The sequence below is a fragment of the Pseudomonas sp. MLB6B genome (genome assembly GCF_054508135.1).
Genome location: NZ_CP199313.1, coordinates 3636630 through 3661781, shown reverse-complemented (window position 1 = coordinate 3661781; position 25152 = coordinate 3636630). Strand labels below are relative to the sequence as shown.

The window sequence follows — 25152 nt, the reverse complement described above, 5'->3', positions numbered from 1 at the left end:
AAAGCCTCATTGTTTCAGCTTCGCTTGCCGCTTGCGGCGCGCTTCCGGTGCCCAGTCAAGAGCCCCCACACGCCAAAGGTAGACAAGGCCTGCCAACAGAATTGCTATGAAAACGAGTGCTTCGACGAATCCGGTCCAGCCGCTTTCGCGGACGGACACAGACCAGGCAAAGAGAAAGAGGGCTTCGATGTCGAAGATCACGAAGAGCATCGCGACCAGATAGAATTTCGCCGACAGGCGCAGGCGTGCGCTGCCGGTGGGCAGCATGCCGGATTCGAACGGCTCGTTCTTGGCGCGGCCCCAGGCTTTGCTGCCCAGCAGGCTGGACAGACCCAGCATGAAGGCGCATAGACCGACGACACCGAGAAGGAAGATGGCCAGGCCCCAGTTGTGGGCGATCAGTCCTGTCGAATCGGGCATGCTGAGAATCCTTATACAGAGCCCTTGGCCCTGCAAACTGAAAATAGTGTGAGCGGCGACCGGTTGAGCGGCGAATTAGTGTCGCGTAAGCAGTGACGAAATGTCGCAGCTGGATCAATTCGGCTGATTTTATGGGTAAACCCCATGCAAGTAAATTTACCCCGGCAAATTTATTCGTAGGATTAAGAACAAAAATCGCTCTTGATTGGCTGCAGCCCTTGTGTGGCGGGCATTAGCCGCGTTTTCGTTAATTATCTTTCTTGGGGCTAGTAATGTTCTCTAACTTGTAATGATAATTAATATCATCTGCGCAAGCCTGATTGTTTTAGTTGGTCTTTACCGGGGTAAGTTCGTTTCATCGAATAACCCAGTTTCGTGTAACGACCGCACGTTTTAGCGGAAAACGCTCGGTGGCACCCCGCCTCAGATCAATAAACGAGCTGCAAAACGGTGTCGAAGCGCAAGGCCTCGATCAACCGATCATTTCCAAGGCGACCGGTTGCGCCCGACAGGCTTGTGCCAAGCATAGCTGCTATTGGCAAGCCTGCCCTGCCAAGGCACGCATGCACGGGTTTGCAGGTTCGCCCTTCAACGCCGCGCTCAGCTCAGACATGGAAAAGCCCGGAGCGCTTGCGCGGTCCGGGCCTTGTGTCGAGCAGGCGCTCAGTGGAATTGCTCTTCCTCGGTGGAGCCGGTGAGGGCGGTGACCGACGAGGCTCCACCTTGGATCACGGTGGTCACGTCATCGAAGTAGCCGGTGCCCACTTCCTGCTGGTGCGCTACGAAGGTGTAGCCCTTGCTGGCGTCGGCGAACTCCTGCTCCTGCAGCTTGACGTATGCGGTCATGTCGTTGCGGGCGTAGTCGTGGGCCAGGTTGAACATGCCGTGCCACATGTTGTGGATGCCAGCCAGGGTGATGAACTGGTGCTTGTAGCCCATGGCCGACAGCTCGCGCTGGAATTTGGCGATGGTGGCGTCGTCGAGGTTCTTCTTCCAGTTGAAAGATGGCGAGCAGTTGTACGACAGCAGTTGGTCCGGGTATTCCTTCTTGATCGCCTCGGCGAAGCGACGGGCTTCGTCCAGGTCCGGCTTGGCCGTCTCGCACCAGATCAGATCGGCATAGGGCGCGTAGGCCAGGCCACGGGCAATGGCCTGGTCGAGACCGGCACGCACCTTATAGAAGCCTTCGCGGGTCCGCTCGCCGACCACGAAAGGCTGGTCGTAGGGGTCGCAATCGCTGGTCAGCAAGTCGGCGGCGTTGGCGTCGGTACGCGCCAGGATGATGGTCGGCACACCGGCCACGTCCGCTGCCAGGCGCGCTGCCACCAGTTTCTGTACCGCTTCCTGGGTGGGCACCAGGACTTTGCCGCCCATGTGGCCGCATTTTTTCACCGAAGCCAGTTGGTCTTCGAAGTGCACGCCGGCAGCGCCGGCTTCGATCATGCTCTTCATCAGCTCGTAGGCGTTGAGCACACCACCGAAGCCGGCCTCGGCGTCGGCGACGATCGGCGCGAAGTAGTCGATGTAGCCGTCGTCGCCTGGGTTCTTGCCAGCCTTCCACTGGATCTGGTCGGCGCGGCGGAACGAGTTGTTGATGCGCTTGACCACGGTGGGTACCGAGTCGACTGGGTACAGCGACTGGTCTGGGTACATGGATTCGGCGGAGTTGTTGTCGGCGGCCACTTGCCAGCCCGACAGGTAGATGGCCTGGATGCCGGCCTTGACCTGCTGCACGGCTTGACCGCCGGTGAGCGCGCCCATGCAGTTGACGAAGTCCTTCTCGGGGCGGAAGGACGGGTGGGCGCCTTGGGTGACCAGTTTCCAGAGCTTTTCCGCGCCAGCGCGGGCCAGGGTGTGTTCGGGTTGCAGCGAACCGCGCAAGCGCACGACATCGGCGGCGGTGTAGGTACGGGTCACGCCTTTCCAGCGCGGGTTCTCGGCCCAGTCTTTCTCGAGGGCTGCAATTTGCTGTTCGCGTGTCAGTGCCATGGAAAAAACCTCGTCGCATCGGTCATGTGAAATAGGTGCTGGGCTCGGCGCGCATTTCAGGGGCGTGGCGGTCGCATCGTTCGCGGCATTGTGCTGACTGAGCGGAGGTCGGGAAGGAGGGCAGGTCGGCTGGCGGGCGTGCTGGGCAGGTTGGCTCGTGGATGCCGTGCTGCGGTCGCGACGCGGGTGCCAGTGGCTGCGGTGGTGCGCTTCCGTCCCTCGGGACAACTTCCTCGGTGCAGTCACAATCTCGTCGAACCGCCTTGTGGGCTGGATGGACACGCGACGCCTTCCGGATGCTGGAAGCACGCCGCGAGGGCCCGGTGAGGGGCCCCTGATCAGCGGGAGCGGGGCCATCATGCCTAGGGCAAAAACCCACTGTCAACGATTTTGTAGTGGTTTTTTGTTGGCACTACATCTTTGGTCTAATACGACTTGTCGGTCAGTTTCAGGGCCTTCGGTCGAGTGTAGGCAGCGCCCTACTCAGTCAACCAAGTCGACCTTGACCCGCACCGTCGTGTTTTCGCCCCGCTGGGTGCTGTAGGTACGCGACGAAGTACGCTGGTCGGCCTGGCTCTGTTGATTGAAACCGGCCAGCGTGATCCATTCGCCCAAGTTGCCGGTGACCGTCGTGTCGCTGCTCTGCACCTTCACTACATCGGCACGTTCCTGGCTGATGCGGTCATGATTGTTGCTGATTTGCAGATGAACGCTGTTACCGCTGATGTTAGGCGTGACGTAGAAACCCTGGGTGACGTTGCGGTACTCGGTGTCGCTCTGCACACGCCCGTAGGCGTCGCTGGAGGTGCTGGTGACCGGAATGCTCTGACCTACCTGGATCAGCGCCGGCTGCCCTTCGCTGGCGCGGATCTGTTGCAGGCCACCTTCGCGGTTGTGCGTGGCATGGCGAATGACCTGGCCGTTGCCGCGATTGTCCTGGTAGTTGCTGTCGTCGGTGTCGACGCTGATCAGCAAGCGCTTGGGGGCGGTGTCCAGCTGTTGCAGCAAGGCGCGCAGTTCGTCGATGCGAGTCTGGCTGGCGTTGACCACCAGTTTGTTTTCGAAAGCGCTGACGCTGCCTTCGTTGCCGATGAAGGCCTGCGCCGTCGGCAGCAGTTGCGCGCTGGTGCGGTATTGCAGCGGTACGACTTCGGTGGCGGCCTGGCTTGGCAGGCTGACGGCCAGAAGCAGAAGGGCGAAGCGAGGCAGTGGCGGCATGGTGCAAGTCTCCAGGAGCGATGCTGCATGATGGCAAACTTATCGGCAGCGTGCGCGACCCCTCATCGCCCGCCTGAAGGCGGCGTATGGTGGTGGTCAGCTGACAAATTCCGTAACATCGCGGCGCTTCGTTGCACTCGCGTCTAGGCATTCAGGCCTATCGACCGCCATCGCACCCTTACAGGACCTACATGAAACCCGCCCGACTTCGCGCCGACCTGCTGGCCGGCTTGACCACTGCTTTCGCCCTGGTGCCCGAGTGCATCGCCTTCGCCCTGGTGGCTCACCTCAATCCTCTGATGGGCCTGTATGGCGCGTTCATCATCTGTACGCTGACCGCCTTGTTCGGCGGGCGTCCGGGCATGATCTCGGGCGCCGCCGGCTCCATGGCGGTGGTGATCATCGCCTTGGTGGTGCAGCATGGTGTGCAGTATTTCCTGGCCACCGTGTTGCTGGGCGGCGCGCTGATGGTGCTGTTCGGCCTGCTGCGCCTGGGCAAGCTGATCCGTCTGGTGCCGTATCCGGTCATGCTCGGCTTCGTCAATGGCCTGGCAATCGTCATCGCCATGGCCCAGCTGGAGCATTTCAAGACGGGCGAGCAGTGGCTCAGGGGTACGCCGCTGTACCTGATGGTCGGCCTGGTCGCCCTGACCATGCTGGTGGTATACGTACTGCCCAAGCTGACCCGCACTGTGCCGCCGGCATTGGTGGCGATCCTTGGCGTTGGCCTGCTGGTCTACCTGCTGGACTTGCCCACACGCACCCTGGGCGACATGGCGCAGATCGCTGGCGGCCTGCCCGCGCTGGCCTGGCCGCAGGTGCCGTGGAGCCTGGCGACGCTGCAGATCATCGCGCCTTATGCGCTATTGATGGCCATGGTCGGCCTGCTGGAAACCCTGCTGACCCTCAACCTGACCGACGAAATCACCGAGAGCCGCGGCTTTCCGGACCGCGAGTGCATGGCGCTCGGTGCGGCCAACATGGTCTCTGGGCTCTTTGGCGGCATGGGCGGCTGCGCCATGATCGGGCAAACGGTGATCAATTTGAGCTCGGGAGGGCGAGGACGGCTGTCCGGGGTCGTGGCGGGCGTGATGATTCTGCTGTTCGTGCTGTTCCTGTCGCCACTGATCGAGCGCATTCCGCTGGCGGCCTTGGTCGGCGTGATGTTCGTGGTGGCCCAGCAGACCTTCGCCTGGGCCTCGCTGCGCGTCCTGCACAAGGTGCCGGCCAGCGATGTGCTGGCCATCGTTGCGGTGACGGTGGTGACCGTGCTGACCGACCTTGCCGCCGCCGTCTTGTTCGGCATCGTCATCGCCGCCATCAACTTCGCCTGGCAACATGCGCGCGAGTTGTACGCCGATAGCCAGGTCGAGGCCGACGGCAGCAAGCGTTACCAGGTGCGGGGCACGCTGTTCTTCGCTTCCACCACGCCGTTTCTCAATCAGTTCGATCCGGCCGGCGATCCGGCCCAGGTGACGCTGGACTGCCAGCACCTGAGTTTCGTCGACTATTCGGCCGTGGCGGCATTGCAGACCCTGCGCCAGCGCTACGACAAGGCCGGTAAGCATTTGCGCGTGGTGCATTTGTCCGAACGCTGCAAAAAACTGCTGCACCGTGCGGGCGAGCGACACTGATCACTGTGGTGCAGGGCGCGCTACAAGGCGCCCTGCAGGCGAACGGCTCAGTCCGCCAAGGCCTGCAAGTGCCACTGGCCTTGCGCTTCGATTGCCAGGCCGCTGGCGCTGAGCAGGGTCAGCAAACGCTCGTGCAGTTCGCTTTCCGTGAAGGTCTTGAGTATGTCCAAGTCCAGCACGCCCAAGGGTTGCAGGTCGTTCTGGGTATAGGACAGCCAGGCTTTCTTCAGGCGATTGAGTACATCGCTGGCCGCCGTGCTGGCGAAGCGTCGGTGCACGGCCTTGCCGTCGAAGGTAAAGGTGTGCAGATGGATAAAATCGGGCTGCTCGCCGCCGTTCTCGGCGCAGCGGTGGCAGGTGCAGGGGCCATCGCCGAAGGCACTGCGCAGGTAGCCGTTGAATTCCACCACGGGCTTGAGCGTCAGGCGCTTGTCGGTCTCGAACAAGTCGGCGGTCATGGGTTGTTCGGTACTCACTCGGGTGTCCTCGTAGGTGGTGCATCGATCGGCGGGCACCCTACCAGATCGCGGCAGGCGAGACCATCGGAGGGCTAGAGACAAGTGCGCGGCGCTGCCGTACCCTACGCGCCCTGTAGCGCTTTCCCATTGCCACCGAGGTCGACCCGCTTGAGCACCTACCCCCACATCGCCACCATCACCGTCAGCACCGAAAACTACGCCGGTGACGTCGAGGCTTCGGAAAACCCCAATGTCCGCGTAGGGTTGGAAGCGGTCACCGAAACTCTGAAAAAGGTGCATTTCGTCGATACGCTGGCCGCTCCCGAAACGCCGACGCACATCTGCGTGACGCTGGAAAACGGCTTGGCCTATTACGGCCCTATCGTCAATGGCCATGCCGAATTGGAAGGCGGCTGGATCGCCTTCGAATGCGACATGCTCACCCCAGAAGAGCTTGGGTTGTAAGGTTCCAGCCCTCACGCGTCGCCATTGGACTTGCGCTTGCGCGGTCGCGAAGGTGTCGTGGCGCCGCGCGAGGCGGTCGAAGCGCCTTTGCTCTTCGCGCCGCGCTTCTTCTTCCACGGCGGGCTCTGACCGGCCGCCCCCAGGGGCGGGCCGTTGATCACCACGCGCAACCCCGCGCAACGCTGCACCAACTTGGTCATCCAGGCCGACTGCCGTTCGACGAACGCATCCAGGGTCATCTCGCCGTTTTGCACCATCTCCAGCGCCTGCTCCCAAATGGCGGTGGTGCCAGGGTCGGCGATCGCGCGCGGAACCGCATCGATCAGGCCATAGGCGGCGGGTGTGGCGGCCAGCGACTTGCCTTGCTTGCTCAGATAGCCGCGGTCGATCAGGCCCTGGATGATGCTGGCGCGCGTCGCTTCGGTGCCGATGCCGGTGGTGTCCTTGAGCTTCTGTTTGAGCAAAGGGTCGCTGACCAGCTTGGCGACGTTCTTCATCGCCTTGATCAGGTCGCCTTCGGTCAGGGGCTTGGGCGGTTGCGTCCAGAGGTTCTTCAGTTGCACCTGCTCGACGCTGCACGCCTGCCCCTGGCGCAGTACCGGCAGCACCTGGGTAGGCGCCGGCTCGCGGCCTTTGCTCGGCGTCAGCGCCTCGGGCAAGGCGCGACGCCAGCCCAGCTCTACGATCTGCTTGCCCACCGCGCGTAGGCAATGGCCTGCGCAATCGAAATCGGCCTGGGTGCGGTCGAATTCGTGATTGGGCAGGAACTGCGCCAGGTAACGGGCGCGTACCAGCGTGTACACCGCTTTGTGCTTGCTCGGCAGGCGCGAAGGGTCGCTGGCCACCGCCGTAGGGATGATGCCATGGTGCGCGGTGACCTTGCCGTCGTTCCAAGCCCGCGAGCGCCGCGTGGCGTCCAGGTATGGCCGCAGCGGTGCGAGGCTGGTGTCGGCGCGTTGCAGTGCAGCGAGAATGCCGGCCGCTTCGCTGTGCTGGCTGAGTGGCAGGTAGCCGCAGTCGCTGCGCGGGTAGGTGATCAGCTTGTGGGTTTCGTACAGTGCCTGGGCGATGTCGAGGGTTTCCTGGGCGCCGAGGCCGAGCTTTTTCGAGCACACCTCCTGCAAGGTGCCGAGGTCGAAGGGCAGGGGCGCCACTTCGCGCACCCGTTCGGTGTCGATCTTGCTGACATGGGCGATCCCGGCGGCTTGCATGGCGTGCGCGGCGGCTTGGGCGACTGCCTTGTTCAGGCAGCGGCCCTGGTCGTCGCTGGTCTCTTCCGGCGCACGCCACTGGGCGGTGAAGAACTGGCCGGCATGGCCCAGCTGCACCTCGATGGCCCAGAACTCCACCGGTACGAACTGCGTAATGCTGCGGTCGCGGTCGACCACCATGCGCAGCGTCGGGGTTTGCACCCGGCCCACCGGAAGCACGCCTTGGTAACCGGATTGGCGACCCAGCAACGTGAACAGGCGGCTCATGTTCATGCCGATCAGCCAGTCGGCGCGCGAGCGGCCCAGCGCCGAGTGGTAGAGGTTGAAGGTCTCCTCGCCGGGCAGCAGGCGCTCCAGGGCCTTGCGGATCGAGGCGTCGTCCAGCGCCGACAGCCACAGGCGCTTGATCGGACCGCGGTAGCGACAGTGCTCTACCAGTTCGCGGGCGATCATTTCGCCTTCGCGGTCGGCGTCGGTCGCGATCACCAGCTCCCGGGCCTGCTTGAGCAATTGCTTGACCACTTTGAACTGGCTGGCGGTCTTGGGCTTGACCAGCATCTTCCATTGTTCGGGGATGATCGGCAGGTCTTCGAGCACCCAGCGTTTGTAGCGGGCGTCGTAGGTGTCGGGCGGCGCGGTTTCGAGCAGGTGGCCAATGCACCAGGTGACGCACACGTCGGTGCCTTGCCAGCAGCCATCGCCACGACGATGGGCGCCGAGAACCTTGGCGATGTCCTTGGCCTGGGAGGGTTTTTCACACAGAAACACGCGCATGACCGGAAACGCTTCGTCAGGAAATCATGGCTGCTAGGATGCGCAAGGTAGAGCGCATAGGCAAGTTTTATCTGGATGGATGTACAGCTTTTTGTTGCGGCAGGAATATGGGGTGCATGTGAATAGGGGGCCGCTTGGCGGCCCCTCACCCCTGGAGTCGTTCAGCCGAGTTGCTCGGCTGCCTCGCGGATCATGTCCACATGCGGGATGCCGGCCTCGAGGAACTCCTCGCTCACCACGCGAAAGCCCAAACGTTCGTAGAACGCCGTGGCATGTACCTGGGCGCTGAGCTTCTGGGGCGTCAGCTGGCGCGTCTCGGCTTCCCGGATCACCGCCTGCATCAGCGCGTCGCCGACCTTCAGGCCGCGCCAGTCCTTGAGCACCGCGACGCGGCCGATGGTGCCGTCGGCCAGCAGGCGGGCCGTGCCCACTGGGTAGTCGCCTTCGAGCGCCAGGAAATGCACGGCGCTCTGGTCGTCGGCGTCCCATTCGAGCTCCGGCGGCACCTGTTGCTCGGCGACGAACACCGCTTCACGGATGCGGCGCAGCTCGGCGTTGTCCTGTTGCCAGTCGGCTGTGCGCACACGGATCTTATTCATCGGCGAACCCCAAGCTGCCTTGCTGGACGAGCTGGCACAGCAGCTGCGTGGCTTCTTCGTCTTGCAGCCATGGCTCCAGGTTGTCGCTGTGCAGGGCATCGGCGGCGCAGATCAGCTTGAGCAGTTCGCGCAGGTGGCCCGACAGCAGTCGGCTCTGGCCGCTGGCGAACAGCACCAGGTCGGCGTCCATTTCCGACCAGGCCATGCGGGCGCTGGGGTTGCGGATCAATAGCGCGCCTTGCTCCAGAGCAGCGAACAGGTCGGTATCGCTCAGCGCCTCACCGCTGACCTGCTCGGGGTAGCGCGGCTCGGTCATGAACTGGCCGAACCAGGTCAGCAGCAGACGCTCGTCGCCCATGTGCTCGGCCAGCAGCGCTTTGAGGCGGTCCAGCGCATCGTGCTGGATCTGGTGCGGATCGCTCACCGGCTGTGCGTCGGCGTCACTGTAGCGCGCCTCATCAGGCAGGAACTGGCTGAGGAAGTCGGTGAAATGGGTCAGCACTTCGGCGGCGCTCGGCGCGCGGAAGCCGACCGAGTAGGTCAGGCAAGCGTCTTCGGCCACGCCGTAGTGGGCCAGGCGCGGCGGCAGGTAGAGCATGTCGCCCGGTTCGAGCACCATCTCTTCGGACTGTTCGAAATCGGCCAGGATGCGCAAGTCGGCATGGTCGAGCAGGGCGCTGTCGCTGTCGCACATCTGCCCCAGTTTCCAGTTGCGCTTACCATGGCCTTGCAGCAGGAACACATCGTAATTGTCGAAGTGCGGGCCGACGCTGCCGCCAGGGGCGGCATAGCTGATCATCACGTCGTCGATGCGCCAGCTCGGCAGGAAGCGGAAGTGCTCCAGCAGCTCGGCCACTTCCGGCACGAACTGGTCCACTGCCTGCACCAGCAGCGTCCAGTCGCGCTCGGGCAGATCGGCGAAGGCGTCTTCGGCGAACGGGCCGCGGCGCAATTCCCAGGGGCGCTCGCCGTGTTCGAGCACCAGGCGCGATTCGACTTCCTCTTCCAGCGCCAGGCCGGCCAACTCGTCCGGGTCGATCGGGCTTTCGAAATCGCTGAAGGCCTGGCGCACCAGCAGAGGCTTCTTCTGCCAGTAATCACGCAGAAATTCACGCGCCGTCAGGCCGCCCAGCAGCTGCAGTGGAGTATCAGAATTCATGTTCAACCTATTGAAAAAAGAAGATTTTCGCTCGCCAATAAAAACGCCCGGCAAGGCCGGGCGTTAGGCGCGACGGGTCGCTTAGATGCGTTTGGCCTGGGCCACGGCGTTGCCGATATAGCTGGCCGGGGTCAGTTGCTTGAGCTCGGCCTTGGCTTCGGCAGGCATGTCCAGCCCGTCGATGAAGTTCAGCAGGGCCTCGGGGGTGATGCCTTTGCCACGGGTCAGCTCTTTGAGCTTCTCGTAGGGGTTTTCGATGTTGAAGCGGCGCATGACCGTCTGGATCGGCTCGGCCAGCACTTCCCAGCAGGCGTCCAGGTCGGCGGCGATGCGCGCGGTGTTGATTTCCAGCTTGCCGATGCCCTTGAGGCTGGCTTCGTAGGCGATGACGCTGTGGGCGAAGCCCACGCCCAGGTTGCGCAGCACGGTGGAGTCGGTCAGGTCGCGCTGCCAGCGCGAGATCGGCAGCTTGCTGGCCAGGTGCTGGAACAACGCGTTGGCGATGCCCAGGTTGCCTTCGGAGTTCTCGAAGTCGATCGGGTTGACCTTGTGCGGCATGGTCGAGGAGCCGATTTCGCCGGCTACGGTCTTCTGCTTGAAGTAGCCCAGCGAGATGTAACCCCAGACGTCACGGTCGAAGTCGATGAGGATGGTGTTGAAGCGCGCGATGGCGTCGAACAGCTCGGCGATGTAGTCGTGCGGCTCGATCTGCGTGGTATATGGGTTGAACTGCAGCCCCAGCTCGTCCTCGATGAAGGCGCGGGCGTTGGCTTCCCAGTCGATCTGCGAGTAGGCCGAGAGGTGGGCGTTGTAGTTGCCCACGGCGCCGTTGATCTTACCCAGCAGCGGCACGGCGGCCACTTGTGCGATCTGTCGCTCCAGGCGGTAGACGACGTTGGCCAGCTCTTTGCCCAAGGTAGTGGGCGAGGCCGGTTGGCCGTGGGTGCGCGACAACATCGGCACTTCGGCGTGGGCGTGGGCCTGGGCGCGGATGGCGTCGGCGATCTGGCGCATCAGCGGCAGCAGCACCTCGTCCCGGCCCGCGCGAAGCATCAGGGCATGGGAGAGGTTGTTGATGTCTTCGCTGGTGCAGGCGAAGTGGATGAACTCGCTGACCTTGGCCAGTTCCGGCAATTTCGCGGCCTGCTCCTTGAGCAGGTACTCGATGGCCTTGACGTCATGGTTGGTGGTGCGCTCGATGTCTTTGACGCGCTCGGCGTGCTCCAGCTGGAAATCGTCGGCCAGTGCGTCGAGCACGGCGTTGGCTTCGGCGGAGAAAGCCGGGACTTCAGCGATCTGCGGGTGGGCGGCCAGGCGCTGAAGCCAGCGCACCTCGACCAGGGCGCGGAAACGGATCAGGCCGTACTCGCTGAAGATGGGGCGCAAGGCCTGGGTTTTGCCGGCGTAGCGGCCGTCTACAGGGGAAACCGCAGTGAGCGAGGAGAGCTGCATGGGGTGTTCTCGGACAGTCGGGCTTTTGGAGGGCGCACATCGTACACGAATTTGCTCCTCGCGTCTCGTGGCGGACCGAAGGTCGCGGATGCGGCCTATGAGGCGCTGGAGGTGAATGGCTGAACGCAAGCAGGCAGCCGCGCTGTGGGCGATCCGCGATGGGCAGGGCTACCTACAGCGCTAGGGCATTGAAGACAGAGGGGCGACTCAGGCGCGCATCAGGTCGTATAGCTCATTGAGCAGCTTGCGCCGGCTGAACACCAGCTGCCAGCGATGCCCGCCCAGTTGCCGCCACAAGCGCGCGGCGCGGATGCCGGCCAGCAGCAGTGCGCGGATCTTCGAAGCATTGTTGGCCTGTTGCAGGAAGCGCGAGTCGCCCTGCACCTGGATGCGCTGGCGCAAAGTACTGAGGGTGTCCTGGTATAGCGCACCGCTTGAGGCGATGACGTTGTCGTGCACCAGCCCGAAGTGGTCGGCTTGTGACTGGATCTGCGGCAAGCGCTTGCCGATCAGTTCGAGCATGTCGCCGCGCTTGGCCAACTGCCGCTCCAGGCCCAGCATCGACAGCGCGTAGCGCAGCGGCTCACGCTGCAGGATGGCCGGGTCGCGCTCCAGGGCGCCGACCAGCGCACGGTACCCCTCGCGCAGGTTGAGGTCGTCGCCCCCGAACACCTCCAGGGTATCCTTGGGGTCGCGCACCAGCAGGCTGCCCAGCATGCAGCCCAGGTTCGCTTCGCTCACCTGACCGGTGCGGGCCAGTTGGTCGACCAGGACGGCCGCTTGGAACACACCGCCCAAGGCGATCAACTGCTCCTTGAGCGTGCTCATGGGCGCGGGCTCCACGGCTCGGCCGCTTCGATCACGCCGCCGCCCAAACACACTTCGCCGTCGTAGAACACCACCGACTGGCCAGGCGTGACGGCGCGTTGCGGTTCGTCGAACACGGCGCGGTAGCCGGTTTCGCTGCGCTCGAGGGTGCAGCTCTGGTCGCCCTGTCGGTAGCGCACCTTGGCCGTCAAGCGGCGCGGCGCGGCGAGGTCGACCGGGTTGACCCAGAATATCTCCGAGGCCAACAGCGCGCGGGAGAAGAGCCATGGATGCTCGTTGCCTTGGCCGACCACCAGCACGTTGCGCGCCAAGTCTTTTTCCAGCACGTACCAGGGTTCGTCGCCGGCGTCTTTCAGACCGCCGATGCCCAGGCCCTGACGCTGACCGATGGTGTGGTACATCAAGCCATGGTGGCGGCCGATCACCTCGCCCTCGGTGGTCTGAATCTCTCCCGGTTGGGCGGGCAGGTATTGCTTCAGGAAATCGCTGAAACGTCGCTCGCCGATGAAGCAGATGCCAGTGGAGTCCTTTTTCTTTGCCGTGGCCAGGCCATGCTCCTCGGCAATGGTGCGTACCGCCGGCTTTTCCAGCTCACCGACCGGGAACAGCGTGCGGGCGATTTCGCTACCGCCGACCGCGTGCAGGAAGTAGCTCTGGTCCTTGTTCGGGTCCAGGCCCTTGAGCAGCTCGGTCGCGGCCCCGGTGTCGCGGCGGCGTACGTAATGGCCGGTGGCGATCAGGTCGGCGCCCAGCGACAGTGCGTAGTCGAGGAAGGCCTTGAACTTGATTTCCCGGTTGCAGAGGATGTCCGGGTTAGGCGTGCGCCCGGCCTTGTACTCTTCGAGGAAATGCTCGAACACATTGTCCCAATACTCGGCGGCGAAGTTGGCGGTGTGCAGCTTGATGCCGATGCGGTCGCACACGGCCTGGGCGTCGGCCAGGTCTTCGCGGGCGGTGCAGTACTCGGTGCCGTCGTCCTCTTCCCAGTTCTTCATGAACAGCCCTTCCACCTGGTAGCCCTGCTGCATGAGCAGGACGGCGGAAACGGACGAGTCCACGCCGCCGGACATGCCGACGATGACGCGGGTCTGGGCGGGGTCTTTACGTGCTGGGTTGGTCATGATTACCGGCGTGTATCAGGGAAAAAACGCCGATTCTATCAGGCTGTCGGCCGCACGTCAGTCGCGCAGCAGGTCCAGGCTGTGCAGAGGACCGGCCAGATAATCGTCGAGGCAGCGCGGTACCAGCTCGCTGCGCCAGCGTGCAGGATCGGCCAGCAGTTCGTCACGGCTGAGCCACAATGCCCGCTGGATGTCGCTGTCCAGTGGGCGCTCGGCGTGGTGGCGCAGCGGACGGGCGGCGAAGCAGATGCGCTGGTAGGTCACGCCGTTGCTGGGAGCCGTGTACAGGTAGATGCCCACCACCCCGGTCAGCTCCACGTCCCAGGCAGTTTCTTCCAGTGTTTCGCGCAGCGCTGCTTGGCGCAGGCTCTCGTTAGGCTCCAGGTGGCCGGCAGGCTGATTGAACACGTGCTTGCCGGCCTTGAATTCCTCGACGAACAGGAACTTGCCAGCGTGTTCGACGACGGTGGCGACGGTGATATGGGGTTGCCAGGTCATGTTCCATTCCTCGGTAAAGGGGCGTCGCGGGCGCTCGGCGGCGTCCGGAAAGCACGAACCCCGGTGCGTGGCCGGGGTTCGTGGTAACGCTTGCGCTAAACCTTACAGGGCGGCGATGGCGCCGTTGAAGGTCTGGCTCGGGCGCATCACCTTGGCGGTTAGCTCCGGGCTCGGCGCGTAGTAGCCGCCGATGTCGGCCGGTTTACCCTGCACGGCGTTCAATTCGGCGACGATGGTCGCCTCGTTGTCGGCCAGGGTCTTGGCCAGCGGCGCGAAGCGCGCTTGCAGCGCTGCGTCCTGGGTTTGCGCCGCCAGAGCTTCGGCCCAGTACAGGGTCAGGTAGAAGTGGCTGCCGCGGTTGTCGATACCGCCGACCTTGCGCGAAGGCGACTTGTTGGTGTCGAGGAACTTGCCGGTCGCCTGGTCGAGGGTGTCGGCCAGTACCTTGGCCTGGGCGTTGTCGTAGGTGTTGCCCAGGTGCTCCAGGGAGGCGGCGAGGGCGAGGAACTCACCCAGCGAATCCCAGCGCAGGAAGTTTTCTTCCACCAGTTGTTGCACGTGCTTGGGCGCCGAGCCGCCAGCACCGGTTTCGAACAGGCCGCCACCGCTCATCAGCGGCACGATCGACAGCATCTTGGCGCTGGTGCCCAGCTCCATGATCGGGAACAGGTCGGTCAGGTAGTCGCGCAGCACGTTGCCAGTCACCGAAATGGTGTCCTTGCCTTCGCGGATGCGGGCCAGAGAGAACTTGATGGCGTCGACCGGGGCGAGGATGCGGATGTCCAGGCCGTTGGTGTCATGGTCTTTCAGGTACTGCTCGACCTTCTCGATCATCACCGCGTCGTGGGCGCGGGCCGGATCGAGCCAGAACACCGCAGGGGTGTCGCTCAGGCGGGCACGGTTGACGGCCAGCTTGACCCAGTCCTGAATCGGCGCGTCTTTGGTTTGGCACATGCGGAAGATGTCGCCGGCTTCGACGTTCTGCTCCAGGATCACCTGGCCATTGCCGTCGGTCACGCGGACCACGCCGTCGGCCTTGATCTGGAAGGTCTTGTCGTGGGAACCGTACTCTTCGGCTTTCTGCGCCATCAGGCCGACGTTCGGCACGCTGCCCATGGTGGTGGGGTCGAAGGCGCCATTGGCCTTGCAGTCGTCGATGGTGGCTTGGTAGATGCCGGCGTAGCAGCGGTCCGGGATGATCGCCTTGGCGTCTTGCAGCTCGCCAGCGGCGTTCCACATCTTGCCCGAGTCACGGATCATCGCCGGCATCGAGGCGTCGACGATGACGTCGCTCGGCACGTGCAGGTTGGTGATGCCTTTGTCGGAATTGACCATAGCCAGCGCCGGGCGCTCGGCGTACAGGGCCTGGATGTCGGCTTCGATCTGCGCTTGCAGGTCGGCCGGCAGGTCCTTGATACGGGCGTACAGGTCGCCGATACCGTTGTTCGGGTTGAAACCGGCTTCGCTCAAGGCCGAGGCGTACTTCTTCAGGACTTCGCCGTAGAAGGCTTCGACGATGATGCCGAACATGATCGGGTCGGAGACTTTCATCATGGTGGCTTTGAGGTGCACCGAGAACAGCACGCCAGCGGCCTTGGCATCGGCGATCTGCTCGACGACGAAGGCCTGCAGCGCCTTGCGGCTCATGGTGGCGCAGTCGATCACTTCCTTGGCTTTGACCGAAGTCTTGTCCTTGAGCACGGTGGTGTTGCCGTCTTTGCCCACCAGCTCGATGCGCAGGCTGCCGTCGGCCTCGATCAGTGCGGCTTTTTCACTGCCGTAGAAATCGCCGGTGCTCATGTGGGCCACGTGGGATTTCGAGTCGGCGGCCCAGGCGCCCATCTTGTGCGGGTGCTTGCGGGCGTAGTTCTTGACCGACAGCGGGGCGCGACGGTCGGAGTTGCCTTCGCGCAGCACCGGGTTCACGGCGCTGCCCTTGATGCGGTCGTAACGCGCACGCGATTCCTGCTCGGCGTCGGTGGCAGGCTCGTCGGCATAGTCGGGAATGTCGTAGCCCTGGGTTTGCAATTCCTTGATCGCAGCCTTGAGCTGCGGCACCGAAGCAGAGATGTTCGGCAGCTTGATGATGTTGGCTTCGGGAGTGGTCGCCAGTTGGCCCAGTTCCGCTAGGTGATCGCCTACCTGTTTCTCGGCGCCCAACTGCTCCGGGAATGCCGCGAGGATACGGCCTGCCAGGGAGATGTCGCGGGTTTCGACGGCGATGTCGGCGCAAGCGGTGAACGCTTCGATGACCGGCAGCAAGGAATAGGTGGCCAAGGCTGGCGCTTCGTCGGTGAAGGTATAGATGATCTTGGAACGGGTGGGCATGCGGGTTAACTCTCTGTGTTGCTGCGCGAGCCCGTGTCTCGAAATGCGCTGGGTAGGCGCAGCGCCCTGCAAGGGCGTGGTCGAGCGGCTGCGAGCGGTGATGGTGGATGCATCATTCGAGTGTCAATGCTGGCGGGCGGTAACACGCCAGGCTTGTGCCAGGTTCGCAGCCGTTGCAGGCCGATCCTGGAGGTGGAGCGAGCCGCATATTCCTAGGGTTCGCCCCGGTGACCCTACGGTCAGCGCCGGAGTATACCAAACCCTTCGACCTAATCAGCAAGGCTGAGCGTTATCAGCCCGCATATAAGACCAAAGACGTAGGAGCAATGTGGTTGATTGCCGCATGGGGCAAAAGGCTCTAGGGGAGGGCGGCACGAACGTATCGCCGGAGGCGGCCCTGCCATCAGGCAGGGCGAAAAGGCATCACACCTCGAGGAAATGTAACCGGATGGATGCGTTCGAGCGCTCGGCTGCGCCGGCGTCGCTGACGCTTGGGCGAATGTTTTCGGCATGCAGCCCCTTGGGGCCTTGAATGATGTCGAACACTACTTGCTGGCCTGCCCGTAACGTCTTGAAACCGTCCATCTGAATCTTCGAGTAGTGAACGAACAGGTCTTCGGCACGGCCGTCTTCATTGATGAAGCCGTAGCCCTTTTCGTTGTTGAACCACTTGACTTTCCCGGTCGCCATACCTACGTCCCTCTGCAAAGACCCCATCACTGGAGTATCATTCCTGGTATCCGCATCCAAATCTTGCGAAAAAATCTGGTTGACTGCGCGGAGCTTTATCGAACACGGTGGTCTCTATTGGTTGTAACACCGTTTAGCCGTTAGTCAAGGACGCTTCAGCGGCGCGCGAGCGGGCTGTTCGGGCGGTCGACCCTCCATTTAAACCTGCAGATGTGATGAATTTCTTTCCATGCATGCACACAGTCAGATTCGTCTAACATTCAATCAGGATCCCCCACACGAGCAGGAGGACCACGCTTCCGGTGTCGCCGTCGAGGAAGCCAAGCCCGCTCTGCAGGCGCCACCGATGTACAAGGTGGTTTTGTTCAACGATGACTACACGCCCATGGATTTCGTCGTCGAGGTGCTCGAGACGTTTTTCAATCTGAACCGAGAGTTGGCGACCAAGATCATGCTGACCGTCCACACCGAAGGGCGGGCAGTCTGCGGCCTGTTTACCCGCGACATTGCCGAAACCAAGGCCATGCAGGTCAACCAGTACGCTCGGGAAAGCCAGCATCCGCTACTCTGTGAAATCGAGAAGGACGGTTAATCGCCGACCACTTGGGTATGAGGTGAAGCTATGTTAAACCGCGAGCTCGAAGTCACCCTCAACCTCGCCTTCAAGGAGGCTCGTTCGAAGCGTCATGAGTTCATGACCGTCGAGCACCTGTTGTTGGCGTTGCTTGACAATGAAGCCGCTGCAACCGTTCTGCGCGCCTGCGGCGCCAATCTCGACAAACTCAAGCACGACCTGCAAGAGTTCATCGATTCCACCACCCCACTGATTCCCGTGCACGATGAGGATCGCGAGACGCAACCGACGCTGGGTTTCCAGCGCGTGCTGCAGCGCGCGGTGTTCCACGTGCAGAGCTCCGGCAAGCGTGAAGTCACTGGCGCCAATGTGCTGGTCGCGATCTTCAGCGAGCAGGAAAGCCAAGCCGTGTTCCTGCTCAAGCAACAAAGCGTGGCGCGCATCGATGTCGTCAACTTCATTGCCCATGGCATTTCCAAAGTACCGGGCCATGGTCCGAGCACCGAGGGCGAGCAAGACATGTCGGACGAAGAGGGCGGCGAAACCAGTGGCTCGAGCAATCCGCTCGACGCCTATGCCAGCAACTTGAACGAGCAAGCCCGTCAGGGCCGTATCGACCCCCTGGTCGGGCGCGAATCGGAAGTCGAGCGCGTGGCGCAGATCCTAGCGCGCAGACGCAAGAACAACCCGTTGCTGGTGGGTGAGGCGGGTGTCGGCAAGACCGCCATCGCCGAAGGCCTGGCCAAGCGCATCGTCGACGGCCAGGTGCCTGATCTGCTGGCGCAAAGCGTGGTGTACTCGCTCGACCTGGGCGCGCTGCTGGCCGGCACCAAGTACCGTGGCGACTTCGAAAAACGCTTCAAGGCGTTGCTGGGCGAGTTGAAAAAGCGCCCGCAGGCGATCCTGTTCATTGACGAGATTCATACCATCATCGGCGCCGGTGCGGCGTCTGGCGGTGTAATGGATGCCTCCAACCTGCTCAAGCCGTTACTGTCTTCGGGAGAGATCCGCTGCATCGGCTCGACCACGTTCCAGGAGTTTCGCGGCATCTTCGAGAAAGACCGTGCCTTGGCGCGACGCTTTCAGAAGGTCGATGTCTCCGAGCCCTCGGTCGAGGACACGGTCGGCATCTTGCGCGGCTTGAAAGGGCGTTTTGAAAGTCATCACAACATCGAGTACAGCGACGAGGCATTGCGTGCCGCCGCCGAGCTGGCCGCTCGTTACATCAACGATCGGCACATGCCGGACAAAGCCATCGACGTGATCGACGAGGCAGGTGCCTATCAGCGCCTGCAACCTGAGGGCAATCGCGTCAAGCGCATCGATGTGCCGCAGGTCGAAGACATCGTGGCCAAGATCGCGCGGATTCCGCCAAAACACGTCACCAGTTCCGACAAGGAGCTGCTGCGTAACCTGGAGCGCGACCTCAAACTCACCGTATTCGGTCAGGACGCGGCCATCGATGCCTTGGCAACGGCGATCAAGTTGTCCCGTGCGGGGCTCAAGGCGCCCGACAAACCGGTCGGTTCCTTCCTGTTCGCCGGTCCTACCGGCGTCGGCAAGACCGAAGCGGCGCGCCAGTTGTCCAAAGCGCTCGGGGTCGACCTGGTGCGCTTCGACATGTCCGAATACATGGAGCGGCATACCGTCTCGCGCTTGATCGGTGCGCCTCCAGGGTACGTCGGCTTCGATCAGGGCGGCCTGTTGACCGAGGCCATCACCAAGCAGCCGCATTGTGTACTGCTCCTCGACGAAATCGAAAAGGCGCACCCGGAAGTCTTCAACCTGCTGTTGCAGGTCATGGACCATGGCACCTTGACCGATAACAACGGGCGTAAGGCGGATTTCCGCAACGTGATCCTGATCATGACCACCAACGCTGGCGCCGAAACGGCGGCGCGTGCCTCGATCGGCTTCACCCATCAGGACCACGCCTCGGATGCCATGGAAGTGATCCGCAAGAGCTTCACGCCCGAGTTCCGCAACCGTCTGGACACCATCATCCAGTTCGGTCGTCTCTCCCACGAGACGATCAAGAGCATCGTCGACAAGTTCCTCATCGAGCTTCAGGCGCAACTGGAAGACAAGCGCGTGTTGCTGGAAGTCAGCGACGAGGCGCGCGGGTGGCTGGCCAGCTCCGGTTACGACGTGCAAATGGGTGCGCGCCCCATGGCCCGCCTCATTCAGGACAAGATCAAGCGGCCGTTGGCCGAGGAGATCCTGTTCGGCGAGCTGTCCGAGCACGGGGGTGTGGTGCATGTCGAGCTGCGCGACGGCGAATTGGTCTTCGATTTCGAGACCACGGCGGAAGTCGCGTAAGGTCGTCACCTGGGGTCGGAAGTTCGATCCCAGGTGCCCAGGTACGAAAAAGCCCGGCGCAATGGCCGGGCTTTTTTTACCTGAAGCTTAGCGGGCGCGGTAGGTGATGCGGCCCTTGCTCAGGTCGTACGGGGTCAGCTCGACCCGTACTTTGTCACCCGTCAGAATGCGGATGTAGTTTTTGCGCATCTTTCCGGAGATGTGCGCGGTCACGACGTGCCCGTTTTCCAACTCCACGCGGAACATGGTGTTGGGCAGGGTGTCGACGACAGTACCTTCCATTTCGAAGCTGTCTTCTTTCGACATTCAGTAAAGCCCTCGGTATTCAGTGAAACGCTCGACGCACACAGGCGGCGGGCAAAAAAGTGGCGTGGATTATGCCGGAAAAGTGTGGGTGCGGCCACTGCTTTCAATTCAGCGTGACCCAGCGCTGATTGATCAACAGTTCAATGGGCCGATACTGCGTCTTGTAGTTCATTTTCTTGCAGTTCTTGATCCAGTAGCCCAGGTAAACCGCCTCCAGTCCCTGGCGCAGCGTTTCGCCGACTTGCCAAAGAATGGCGTAGCGGCCCAGGCTGCGCCGTTCTTCGTTCGGTTCGTAAAAGGTATAGACGGCCGATAGGCCATTGGGCAGCAGGTCGCAGACGGCGATGGCCAGCAAGCGATCGTCGAGGCGGAATTCGTAGAAGCGGCAGAACGGCAAGTCGCGGACCAGGAACGTGGAAAACTGCTCGCGGCTGGGAGGGAACATGTCGCCATCGGCATGACGCTGTTCGATATAGCGCCGGTAGAGATCGAAATATTCTTCGCTAAAGGTAGGCCGTACGGCGGTGACACGCAGATCCTGATTGCGCGTCAGGATGCGGCGCTGCTGACGGTTGGGAATGAAGCGGGCCACGGGAATGCGCGCTGGCACGCAAGCGCTGCACTGCTGGCAATGGGGGCGGTAGAGGTGATCGCCGCTGCGCCTGAAGCCCATCTCGGAAAGGTCGGCGTAGACGTCCAGGTCCATCGGCTGGCTGGGGTCGAGAAACAGCGTCGTGGCCTGTTCGTCCGGCAGGTAGCTGCAGGTGTGCGGCTGAGTGGCATAGAACCTCAGGCGTGCCAGCTCGGTCATGATCAACCCCTTGCGGTTATGGCGTATTGCCTGTAAGTGTACGCCAGCCGTCAAGCCTGCGCAGCGTCAAGCCAGCGCATCCCGTTGGGCTGGTCGAGGTATTGCTCGAGGTATTCGGCGAATCGCTGCCGAGTGATGGCGCGGGCGCCAAAGCTGTGCAGGTGTTGTGACGGCATCTGGCAGTCGATCAGCACGAAACCGGCTGCGCGCAACTGCTGCACCAAGGTGGCGAAGCCTACTTTGGAAGCATTGTCGGCGCGGCTGAACATCGATTCGCCAAAAAACAGCTTGCCGATCGCCAGGCCATAAAGCCCGCCCACCAGCTCGCCCTCTGCGCGTACTTCCACTGAATGGGCGATGCCGCGCGCGTGCAGCTCGCGGTAGGCGGCTTGCATCGGTTCGGTGATCCAAGTGCCGTCGGCATAGGTGCGGGGCGCGGCGCACGCGCTGATGACGGCAGCGAAGTCGGTGTCGAACGAGACCCGGTAGCGGCCCTGGCGCATCAGCTTGGCCAGCGAGCGCGAAACCCGTAACTCATCGGGCAGCAGCACGGTGCGCGGGTCCGGCGACCACCAGAGGATCGGTTGACCGTCCTGGTACCAGGGGAAGCAGCCGTGGCGGTAGGCGGCGATAAGGCGCTCGGGGCTGAGATCGCCGCCGGCGGCCAATAAACCGTTGGGTTCGCGCAGCGCCTTGGGCAGCGCTGGGAAGGTCAGGGTGTCGCGGTTGAGCCAGGTCAGCATGGGGGTCGCAACGGCAGGGGAGGGGAGGAAAGCCCAGCATGGCGAGGTCGGACGAAGCGGTCAACGGTTGTGCGCAAGGCTCTGTGACGCGGTTTTTTCCTACACAGCAGGGGCAACTGGCACCATTGGGCACATTTGCTGTCACACCTGTGCAAAAACACAGCATAAGCCTTTGTCACGCAAGACAATGCGTGCTCAAATTGGCGCATTGGAAACCGTTCCCACGTGCCTGCTCCCGGGGCACCTGCCACGGCAGACACGGATCGGTAATGTTGAACGTTAAACGTAGTGACCCTTGGCCAGTGTCCGGCTGAACACTATCGGACGCGCAGTACGCGCAGGATACAGGCGTTTTGAAAAAGACCACCGCAACCCCGACCCCCTTGCCCGTGCCCGAGTGGCGCCAGCAAATGCATTACCGGCTCAAGGAAGGTGCGCTGATCGCCGTCGGCGCGCTGTGCCTCTATCTATGGATGGCGCTGCTGACCTTCGATGCGGCCGATCCGGGCTTCACCCATACCAGCACCGTCGATCAAGTGCAGAACGCCGCCGGCCGAGCCGGGGCGTATCTGGCCGACGTGATGTTCATGGTTCTGGGCTACTTCGCCTACATCTTCCCCTTGTTGCTGGCCATCAAGACCTGGCAGATTTTCCGCGAGCGCCACCAGCCCTGGCAGTGGAGCGGCTGGCTGGTGTCCTGGCGTCTGATCGGCTTGGTGTTTCTCGTGCTGTCGGGCGCGGCGCTCGCGCACATCCACTTCCATCCTTCGGCCAACCTGCCGTTCGCAGCCGGGGGTGCGCTGGGCGAAGGCTTGGGCGAACTGGCACGTAGCCTGCTTAACGTGCAGGGCAGCACCTTGGTGTTCATCGCCCTGTTCCTGTTCGGCCTGACCGTGTTCACCGACCTGTCGTGGTTCAAGGTGATGGACATGACTGGCAAGCTCACCCTCGACCTCTTCGAGCTGGTGCAAGGCGCTGCCAGCAGCTGGTGGGAGGCGCGCAACGAGCGCAAACGCCTGGTCGCGCAGTTGCGCGAAGTCGACGAACCTGTACTGACCGCCGCGCCGGTCAAACGCGAGCCGGTGAAGGCCCGCGAGCGCGTGGTCGAGCGCGAGCCGGCACTGGTTTCGCCGCCTGCGGCGCCAGCGCCTGCCGCTGCATCCGCCGCACCTGCGCCAGTTGCCGCACCCGCGCCGCTTGCCGCGCCTGCCAGGCCCGTTGTCTTGCCCGAACCCAGCGCACCGCGCGAAACCCGGCCAGCGCCGGTCATCATGCCGCCCGCCGCCAAAGAGCCGGCCAGGACGCCTGAACCGGTCAAGCGGCACGTAGCGGAGAAGCCTGCTCAGCAGTTCGTCGACAGCGCCGTCCAAGGCACGCTGCCGCCGATCTCGATTCTCGATCCGGCCGAAGAGAAGAAAATCGAGTATTCGCCTGAATCCCTGGCCGGCGTCGGCAACTTGCTGGAAGTCAAGCTCAAGGAATTTGGCGTGGAGGTCACTGTCGACTCCATCCACCCAGGCCCTGTCATCACCCGTTATGAGATCCAGCCTGCGGCCGGCGTGAAAGTCAGCCGCATCGCCAACCTGGCCAAGGACCTGGCGCGCTCGTTGGCGGTGACCAGCGTGCGCGTGGTCGAAGTCATTCCCGGCAAGACCACCGTCGGTATCGAGATTCCCAACGACAACCGGCAGATGGTGCGCTTCTCCGAAGTGTTGTCGGCGGCCCAGTTCGACGAATCCACTTCCCCGGTCGCCCTGGCGCTCGGCCATGACATCGGCGGCAAGCCGGTCATCACCGACCTGGCCAAGATGCCGCACCTGCTGGTCGCCGGTACCACCGGTTCCGGTAAGTCGGTGGGCGTGAACGCGATGATCCTGTCGATCCTGTTCAAGTCCGGGCCGGAAGACGCGCGGCTGATCATGATCGACCCGAAGATGCTCGAACTGTCGATCTACGAAGGTATCCCGCACCTGCTATGCCCAGTGGTCACCGACATGAAGGACGCCGCCAACGCCCTGCGCTGGAGCGTCGCCGAGATGGAGCGGCGCTACAAGCTGATGGCGGCCATGGGTGTGCGTAACCTGGCCGGCTTCAACCGCAAGATCAAGGATGCCGAAGCCGCCGGCGAGGTCATCCATGACCCGCTGTACCGCCGCGAGAGCATGGACGACGAGCCGCCGAGCCTGAGCACGCTGCCGACCATCGTGGTGGTGGTCGACGAGTTCGCCGACATGATGATGATCGTCGGCAAGAAGGTCGAAGAACTGATCGCCCGTATCGCGCAGAAGGCGCGTGCGGCCGGTATCCACCTGATTCTCGCTACCCAGCGGCCGTCGGTGGATGTGATCACCGGCCTGATCAAGGCCAACATTCCCACACGCATGGCCTTCCAGGTTTCCAGCAAGATCGACTCGCGCACCATCATCGACCAGGGCGGCGCCGAGCAGTTGCTCGGCCATGGCGACATGCTCTACATGCCGCCGGGCACCAGCCTGCCGATCCGCGTGCACGGCGCCTTCGTCTCCGACGATGAAGTGCACCGTGTGGTCGAGGCCTGGAAGCTGCGCGGCGCACCGGACTACAACGACGACATCCTCAATGGCGTCGAGGAGGCCGGCAGCGGCTTCGACGGCGGTGGCGGCAGCAGCGACGACGATGCCGAGACCGACGCGCTCTACGACGAAGCCGTACAGTTCGTGCTGGAAAGCCGCCGCGCTTCCATCTCCGCCGTGCAGCGCAAGCTCAAGATCGGTTACAACCGCGCCGCGCGCATGATCGAATCCATGGAAATGGCCGGTGTGGTCACGCCCATGAACAGCAACGGTTCGCGGGAAGTGATTGCGCCGGGCGGCCCGCGCGATTGATGATCAACCCGCCTGGCACTTCCGATGGGTGCCGGGCCCATTCATTGTTTGACGAGGATTTCCATGCGCGCGATTCGCATGCTGTTGGTTTCTGCCCTGACCGCCGCCGCTCTGCCTGCCCTGGCCGCTGAGCAGGACGTCGCCCGCCTGACCCAGTTGCTGGAGAAGTCGCAGACCATCGACGCCACCTTCTCCCAGCTGACCCTCGACGCCAGCGGTACCAGCTTGCAGGAGACCACGGGCAAGATGACGGTCAAACGCCCCGGCCTGTTCTACTGGCACACCGATGCGCCGCAGGAACAGGTGGTGGTTTCCGACGGCCAGAAGGTCACCCTGTGGGACCCGGACCTGGAACAGGCCACGATCAAGAAGCTCGATGTGCGCCTGAACCAGACGCCGGCGCTGTTGCTGTCCGGTGACGTCTCCAAGATCAGCCAGAGCTTCGACATCACGTCGAAGGAGCAGGGCGAAGTGATGGACTTCACCCTCAAGCCCAAGACCAAGGACACCTTGTTCGATTCTCTGCGCGTGTCGTTCCGCAAGGGGCTGATCAACGACATGCAACTGATCGACAGCGTCGGCCAGCGCACCAACATCCTGTTCAACGGCGTAAAAGCCAACCAGCCGGTACCCGACAGCCGCTTCCGTTTCGATGTTCCGAAAGGTGCCGACATCATCCAGGAGTGACCTG

At 62.9% G+C, this 25152-nt stretch carries 22 protein-coding genes; 6 read left to right on the top strand and 16 right to left on the bottom strand.

All coding sequences use genetic code 11. The features are described from left to right. Window positions 1-6 precede the first annotated feature (6 nt). From ACSMEV_RS16185 to ACSMEV_RS16175, 3 genes are all read right to left on the bottom strand, one after another. Window positions 7-420, bottom strand: a complete 414-nt coding sequence (locus ACSMEV_RS16185) for an NADH-quinone oxidoreductase subunit A (RefSeq protein ID WP_028693710.1) — start codon at window positions 418-420, stop codon at window positions 7-9. A gap of 663 nt (window positions 421-1083) precedes the next feature. Next, window positions 1084-2409 carry an isocitrate lyase gene (gene aceA, locus ACSMEV_RS16180; RefSeq protein ID WP_296268571.1) on the bottom strand — a complete coding sequence of 442 codons (1326 nt, stop codon included), beginning with the start codon at window positions 2407-2409 and terminating at the stop codon, window positions 1084-1086. Between the two features lie 483 nt (window positions 2410-2892). Continuing rightward, the gene (locus ACSMEV_RS16175; protein WP_459206059.1) at window positions 2893-3627 is read right to left on the bottom strand and encodes a secretin N-terminal domain-containing protein; all 735 of its coding nucleotides are present in this window, start codon (window positions 3625-3627) and stop codon (window positions 2893-2895) included. Between the two features lie 191 nt (window positions 3628-3818). Here ACSMEV_RS16175 and ACSMEV_RS16170 point away from each other — a divergent pair, with 191 nt between their 5' ends. Then, window positions 3819-5261: a SulP family inorganic anion transporter gene (locus ACSMEV_RS16170; RefSeq protein WP_459206058.1), complete on the top strand. Its 1443-nt coding sequence runs from the start codon at window positions 3819-3821 to the stop codon at window positions 5259-5261. A 47-nt stretch (window positions 5262-5308) separates the two neighbouring features. On the opposite strand, the gene ACSMEV_RS16165 is transcribed toward ACSMEV_RS16170, so the two are convergent. Further along, window positions 5309-5737 (bottom strand): hypothetical protein, encoded by a 429-nt coding sequence (locus ACSMEV_RS16165; RefSeq protein ID WP_459206057.1) that lies wholly within the window; start codon window positions 5735-5737, stop codon window positions 5309-5311. 150 nt (window positions 5738-5887) lie between these two features. Between ACSMEV_RS16165 and ACSMEV_RS16160 the strand changes: the two genes are divergently transcribed. Next, window positions 5888-6184 carry a hypothetical protein gene (locus ACSMEV_RS16160; RefSeq protein WP_459206056.1) on the top strand — a complete coding sequence of 99 codons (297 nt, stop codon included), beginning with the start codon at window positions 5888-5890 and terminating at the stop codon, window positions 6182-6184. A gap of 11 nt (window positions 6185-6195) precedes the next feature. Here the strand turns inward: ACSMEV_RS16160 and ACSMEV_RS16155 are convergent, their stop codons facing one another. From ACSMEV_RS16155 to cspD, 9 genes are all read right to left on the bottom strand, one after another. Further along, the gene (locus ACSMEV_RS16155; protein ID WP_459206055.1) at window positions 6196-8169 is read right to left on the bottom strand and encodes a DNA topoisomerase III; all 1974 of its coding nucleotides are present in this window, start codon (window positions 8167-8169) and stop codon (window positions 6196-6198) included. Window positions 8170-8330: 161 nt separating this feature from the next. Next, the gene (locus ACSMEV_RS16150; RefSeq protein WP_459206054.1) at window positions 8331-8768 is read right to left on the bottom strand and encodes a GNAT family N-acetyltransferase; all 438 of its coding nucleotides are present in this window, start codon (window positions 8766-8768) and stop codon (window positions 8331-8333) included. Continuing rightward, window positions 8761-9927 carry a ribosomal protein uL16 3-hydroxylase gene (locus tag ACSMEV_RS16145; RefSeq protein WP_459206053.1) on the bottom strand — a complete coding sequence of 389 codons (1167 nt, stop codon included), beginning with the start codon at window positions 9925-9927 and terminating at the stop codon, window positions 8761-8763. Before ACSMEV_RS16145 ends, ACSMEV_RS16150 begins: the two co-directional genes overlap by 8 nt. An 81-nt stretch (window positions 9928-10008) precedes the next feature. Next, window positions 10009-11379 carry an adenylosuccinate lyase gene (purB, locus tag ACSMEV_RS16140; RefSeq protein ID WP_459206052.1) on the bottom strand — a complete coding sequence of 457 codons (1371 nt, stop codon included), beginning with the start codon at window positions 11377-11379 and terminating at the stop codon, window positions 10009-10011. 207 nt (window positions 11380-11586) lie between these two features. Then, on the bottom strand, window positions 11587-12207 hold the full coding sequence (hflD, locus tag ACSMEV_RS16135; RefSeq protein WP_459206051.1) for a high frequency lysogenization protein HflD: 621 nt from the start codon (window positions 12205-12207) through the stop codon (window positions 11587-11589). Continuing rightward, window positions 12204-13328 carry a tRNA 2-thiouridine(34) synthase MnmA gene (mnmA, locus tag ACSMEV_RS16130; RefSeq protein WP_459206050.1) on the bottom strand — a complete coding sequence of 375 codons (1125 nt, stop codon included), beginning with the start codon at window positions 13326-13328 and terminating at the stop codon, window positions 12204-12206. The genes hflD and mnmA overlap by 4 nt, the downstream gene beginning before the upstream one ends. A 57-nt stretch (window positions 13329-13385) precedes the next feature. Continuing rightward, entirely contained in the window at window positions 13386-13826 is a 441-nt protein-coding gene (locus ACSMEV_RS16125) for an NUDIX hydrolase (protein ID WP_459206049.1), read from the bottom strand. A 102-nt stretch (window positions 13827-13928) separates the two neighbouring features. Beyond that, window positions 13929-16154, bottom strand: coding sequence for an NADP-dependent isocitrate dehydrogenase (locus ACSMEV_RS16120; RefSeq protein WP_459206048.1), 2226 nt, complete (start codon window positions 16152-16154; stop codon window positions 13929-13931). 423 nt (window positions 16155-16577) lie between these two features. Beyond that, window positions 16578-16844 (bottom strand): cold shock domain-containing protein CspD, encoded by a 267-nt coding sequence (gene cspD / locus ACSMEV_RS16115; RefSeq protein WP_459206047.1) that lies wholly within the window; start codon window positions 16842-16844, stop codon window positions 16578-16580. Between the two features lie 229 nt (window positions 16845-17073). Here cspD and clpS point away from each other — a divergent pair, with 229 nt between their 5' ends. Beyond that, a complete protein-coding gene (gene clpS, locus ACSMEV_RS16110) occupies window positions 17074-17436 on the top strand; it encodes an ATP-dependent Clp protease adapter ClpS (RefSeq protein WP_413047078.1) in 363 nt (120 codons plus the stop codon). A gap of 30 nt (window positions 17437-17466) precedes the next feature. Then, on the top strand, window positions 17467-19737 hold the full coding sequence (gene clpA, locus ACSMEV_RS16105; protein WP_459206046.1) for an ATP-dependent Clp protease ATP-binding subunit ClpA: 2271 nt from the start codon (window positions 17467-17469) through the stop codon (window positions 19735-19737). An 87-nt stretch (window positions 19738-19824) separates the two neighbouring features. Here the strand turns inward: clpA and infA are convergent, their stop codons facing one another. From infA to aat, 3 genes are all read right to left on the bottom strand, one after another. After that, entirely contained in the window at window positions 19825-20043 is a 219-nt protein-coding gene (gene infA / locus ACSMEV_RS16100; protein ID WP_002553999.1) for a translation initiation factor IF-1, read from the bottom strand. Between the two features lie 103 nt (window positions 20044-20146). Then, on the bottom strand, window positions 20147-20854 hold the full coding sequence (locus ACSMEV_RS16095; RefSeq protein ID WP_459206045.1) for an arginyltransferase: 708 nt from the start codon (window positions 20852-20854) through the stop codon (window positions 20147-20149). A 50-nt stretch (window positions 20855-20904) separates the two neighbouring features. Further along, entirely contained in the window at window positions 20905-21597 is a 693-nt protein-coding gene (aat, locus tag ACSMEV_RS16090; RefSeq protein ID WP_459206044.1) for a leucyl/phenylalanyl-tRNA--protein transferase, read from the bottom strand. Window positions 21598-21950: 353 nt separating this feature from the next. Between aat and ACSMEV_RS16085 the strand changes: the two genes are divergently transcribed. After that, a complete protein-coding gene (locus tag ACSMEV_RS16085; protein WP_459206043.1) occupies window positions 21951-24461 on the top strand; it encodes a DNA translocase FtsK in 2511 nt (836 codons plus the stop codon). A gap of 63 nt (window positions 24462-24524) precedes the next feature. Then, window positions 24525-25148 carry an outer membrane lipoprotein chaperone LolA gene (gene lolA / locus ACSMEV_RS16080; RefSeq protein ID WP_313740218.1) on the top strand — a complete coding sequence of 208 codons (624 nt, stop codon included), beginning with the start codon at window positions 24525-24527 and terminating at the stop codon, window positions 25146-25148. The last annotated feature ends 4 nt before the right edge of the window (window positions 25149-25152 follow it).